Source organism: Desulfofundulus sp. (assembly GCF_049701015.1).
GTDB lineage: Bacteria > Bacillota > Desulfotomaculia > Desulfotomaculales > Desulfovirgulaceae > Desulfofundulus.
Genome location: NZ_JBNATZ010000218.1, coordinates 1 through 4,184, shown reverse-complemented (window position 1 = coordinate 4,184; position 4,184 = coordinate 1). Strand labels below are relative to the sequence as shown.

Annotated in this window: 4 protein-coding genes; all 4 read right to left on the bottom strand. The window is 55.0% G+C overall.

Annotation, left to right across the window (positions count from 1 at the left end; all coding sequences use genetic code 11):
• Positions 1-142, bottom strand: a 142-nt coding sequence (locus ACPLUI_RS11810) for a helix-turn-helix domain-containing protein (protein WP_424660461.1), incomplete at its 3' end; no start/stop codon positions are given.
• 173 nt (positions 143-315) lie between these two features.
• Positions 316-2,067 carry a sigma 54-interacting transcriptional regulator gene (locus tag ACPLUI_RS11805; protein WP_424660460.1) on the bottom strand — a complete coding sequence of 584 codons (1,752 nt, stop codon included), beginning with the start codon at positions 2,065-2,067 and terminating at the stop codon, positions 316-318.
• 188 nt (positions 2,068-2,255) lie between these two features.
• A complete protein-coding gene (locus tag ACPLUI_RS11800) occupies positions 2,256-3,074 on the bottom strand; it encodes a CoA-transferase subunit beta (RefSeq protein WP_424660459.1) in 819 nt (272 codons plus the stop codon).
• 5 nt (positions 3,075-3,079) lie between these two features.
• Positions 3,080-4,060 carry a CoA transferase subunit A gene (locus ACPLUI_RS11795; RefSeq protein WP_424660458.1) on the bottom strand — a complete coding sequence of 327 codons (981 nt, stop codon included), beginning with the start codon at positions 4,058-4,060 and terminating at the stop codon, positions 3,080-3,082.
• Between the last annotated feature and the right edge of the window lie 124 nt (positions 4,061-4,184).

Genomic DNA, 4,184 nt, shown 5'->3' with positions numbered 1-4,184 from the left:
CAAAGGCAGTGCTTTTGTGAAGCCCCAGTTCCCTGCTAATTTCAGAAAGGGAGGCTGGCCCGCGGCATAGATACTCCAGGATCTTGATGGCCCTTTCCACTGACTGGATAGTATTTACTTCCTGCGTTCTGGTTCTCGGCATAATGTTAAATACCCCTTCCTGTTCCGACAGGCTTATTGCCAGGCAATGTCAGTAGCAATTTCCCATTTTATTTTGACATTATTGAACTACGTTTTAATCTCATTCTACAAAAAACCGGGACATCCTCTTTGTCCCTTTCATTGGTAACAAAAAGCGCTGCGCATACAGCACCCCTAACCTATCTGGTACCGCTTCAACTTCTTGTACAGGCCGGCCCGCGATATGCCCAGCAATTGGGCCGCCTGCCTCTTGTTGCCGTTGGTGGCGGCCAGGGCCTCTAAAATGGCTTCCCTTTCCGCCTGCTCCACCAGCCTGGGCAGGCCGGTCTGCCCCGCCCGCTGTCCCCCGGCCAGACCGGCCTTTTGCAGGTAAAGTGGCAGGTGTTTTTTCTGGATAACGGTGCCGTCCAGCACGTTATAGGCGCGTTCCAGCACATTCTCGAGTTCCCGCACGTTCCCCGGCCAGTGGTGGTTCATCAGTATCTCCATAACCTCCCGGGAAACCCCGGTTACACGCTGGCCGAACTGGCGGTTGAAATGTTTAATGAAGTGCTCCACCAGGAGTTCCAGGTCATCCATGCGTTCCCGCAGAGGGGGAATAGTCAAGGTAACCACATTGATGCGGTAATACAAATCTTCCCGAAAACGGCCTTTTTCTATAAGTTCTTCAAGGTTCTGGTTGGTAGCGGCAATAACGCGGACATCAACACGGCGGGGCCTGGTATCCCCCAACCGCTCAATTTCCTTTTCCTGGAGGACCCGCAGGAGCTTCGCCTGCATGGACATGGGCATATCACCAATCTCATCCAAAAAAATGGTGCCCCCATGGGCCAGCTCGAATTTTCCGGGCTGGCCGCCCTTACGCGCTCCGGTAAAGGCTCCCTCCACGTACCCGAACAACTCCGACTCCAGGAGATTCTCGGGCACCGCCGCACAGTTCACCTTGATAAACGGCCCCTTACTGCGCAGGCCTTCAGTATGCAGGGCGTGAGCAAAAAGTTCCTTGCCAGTGCCGCTCTCACCCAGAATGAGGACCGTGGAACCGGTCATGGCCACCCGGCGGGCAGTCTCTTTGACAGCTTCGAATTGCTTGTTGCGGCCGATAATCTGGTCGAAGCTGAACTTGCTGCGGTGAACCCGTTCCAGCTCTCCTTTGTAATAGTCCAGCTCGCTTTTGAGATGGCGGATCTTTTTGATCAGGGCGTATAACTCTTCCACATCCCGAAAGGCCACCACCCCGAGGGCACCGACAATTTCCCCGTCCCGGACCAGCGGCACGCGGTTGGCGATAACTTCATGGCCGTTGAGGTTGGCCAGGTACCCATATTCCGCTTCCCCCGTCTCCATGGCCCTGGGAAACACGGGCTTACAATCCCCGTAGACTTCATAGACATTCTTACCGATAATTTCTTCGGGAGTTTTGTTCCAGAAGCTGGCAAAATTATGGTTGGCCATGGTAATCACATAATTCCGGTCTATGGCAACGATCCCGTCGCTGGAGAGGTCGAGAATTATTTCCAGCAGATTCTTCAATTCCCGGATCCGGGCGTTATCGCTGGAAAGTTCATCGATGATATTCTGGATCTCGTTAATGTTTTGAAATTCGGATATAGCCCCCACTATCTCGCCGTTACGCCAGATAGGCGTACGGTTGACCAGGTAAACCCCGTCTTTTAACTGCAGGCGGCGCCCCAGCTGCGGCCGCCCATCCTTAAGTACTTCCAGGAGTGGAGTACCCGGAAAGAATTCTTCAATATGCCGCCCAACCAGTTCCTCTCTTGGCAACTCAAGGTAACGGGCGAACTGGGGGCTGCAGTAAAAAATTTCGCCCCGCCTGTTTATAGCGACGACATTGCTGGCAAGCGAATCCAGCACATCACCAAGCGCCAGCGTTACTGTTTCTGCCGGACCAGTTATCCTGTCCAAGCCATTCCACCTCACCGGAGGCTTTCTATTTTTGTTGACACCTGATTACTTTTTTCTACACCTCCTCATCAACTTCCTCCCGTGTGAGTTTAAAAATTTGACAAGAGCAAAAAGAAAAGCCGGCCAGACCGGCAAAAGAAGCCCGGGAAACCTTTTCGCCCGGGCTTAAAATTCTGCGCTATTCAGGCTCAATTGCCCAGGAAAAGTCCCTCCGGATCGATGGCGTTACGCAGCAGGTACAGCTCATGGTAGGTGGGTGGCGGGGTTTCGCCCCGGCAGCGGCTTACATCCAGGTCGAAACCCACATTGTTTTTCACATCTTCCACGGTAACGCCCGGGTGGACGGTGTGCAGGTACATTTCACCTGTTTCCTCATCAAAGCGGAAGACGGCCATGCTGGTGATTACCGCCACAGGCCCGCCCCTGAAGGCAGCACCGAAGGCCTCCTGGCGCGTGACCCATTCACCGCCGGGCCACTTCTTAACGCGCCAGCCCGGCGAGGTAACGTAATCCACCTGTTCCTTAAAGCGCCTCTTCTCCTGAACCATAATGAATACGGTACGCCTGGCCAGGGAGTTGATATCCGGGTTGCCGCCCGAGCCGGTGAGGCGTACAGCGGGATTGTAGTAATCACCGCCGATGGCAGTGGTGTTGACGTTACCATACTTATCAATCTCCGCCCCGCCCAGAAAGGCCAGGTCCACGACCCCCCGCTGTAGCTGGCCGAAGACGTCAAACAGGCCCGACGAAACGGAAGCCCTGTATTCACAGCGGGCATCACCTACGGAAGAAGGGAGGTGGACCGGCCGGCCGTCCATCGAGCCGGCTTCGTAAATGATCGAAGCCCGCGGTGCAGTGGTTTTCTGGGCCAGGGTTACCGCCAGCATGGGGAGCCCGGTACCGGCGAAAACGACCTCACCGTCCCGGATTTCCCGCGCACCGGCAACGGCCAGAAGTTCTATCAATTTGTATTCCCCGGGCTTAGCCGGACTGTGGTTGTTACGCATATTGCCTATGCACCCCTCTTAACCCGCGTGCTGTACTTGTAGGAGGAGTTGGCCCGCAGCATATCCAGACGGCGGAAACCTATCTTGTAGAGGTATTCATCAAAACTGTTCACCTTGAGGATCCATTCTTCCGCCCACGCATCGAAACCTTCCTGGGTCCTGGTCTTGTTGTAGAAATCGCGAATGAACTGGCCGTCAACCTCGTAGTACCCGAAGCACCCGGTGGGATGGGCACCCCATGGCTGTTCAATGATGGCATCCACCAGGTAGTGCGGGATCAGGTTGGCTGTGGGATCCTGGCGGATAACCTCTTCCGGCACGATTTCTTCGGCCACCACGATCACTTTGTCGGCGGCCTTGATGGCTTCTGCATCGGAATAACGCTGCCCGTATACCCGCACGGTACCTTCATCGCCCACCTGCTGTACGTGGGCAATGCAAACGTTGGGCCGTGCCGCAGGTACATGGATTATATCGCCCTGCTCACCAAAGAATGGGTCGTTTAAAAATTCAAACTTGCGCCTGGGGATGCGGGGGTTGGAACCGTCCCGCAGGCCATATTTACCCAGGGCGTCATACTCGGGATTCAGAATGTCGGTACCCAGGGAGGCGCGGGTCGGCAGGTAGGGTACACCCATAGCCCCGGCCGCAAAACGCATAATCATGTGCACGTGGCTGTAATCTTCCACTATCAGTTCCCCGGACTTCAACTTGCGCGCGGCATTGGCACCGACCTTGCCGTATAACTCATGGCCAATCCAGCAGGTTTCCAGGACCTTGACGCAGCCCGCCCCGATCAGCACCTCACCATGAGTACCCGAGTTCACTTCGATGAGGTGCAGGTTCTTTTTGCGCTGCCGCACCATTTCATAGACAATGGCCATGGGGCGGCGCCAGATGGTAAAACCGGAGAAGGTGATCATATCACCGTCGTTAATCAGTTGCACCGCTTCTTTAATACTCATGCGCTTATCTTTTTGGGCCACGAAAATCCCCCCTTGATATTCTGGGCCGCTTTCAGCGGGAAAGCTAATTACACAACCGGTTCAACCCCGCAGGAGGTGTTTGGCAATGACCAGCCGCTGGATCTGGTTGGTACCCTCATAGATC

Excerpts from the sequence above, each read along its gene's own strand:
- ACPLUI_RS11800 (WP_424660459.1), bottom strand. The coding sequence starts at position 3,074 with ATGCGTAACAACCACAGTCCGGCTAAGCCCGGGGAATACAAATTGATA.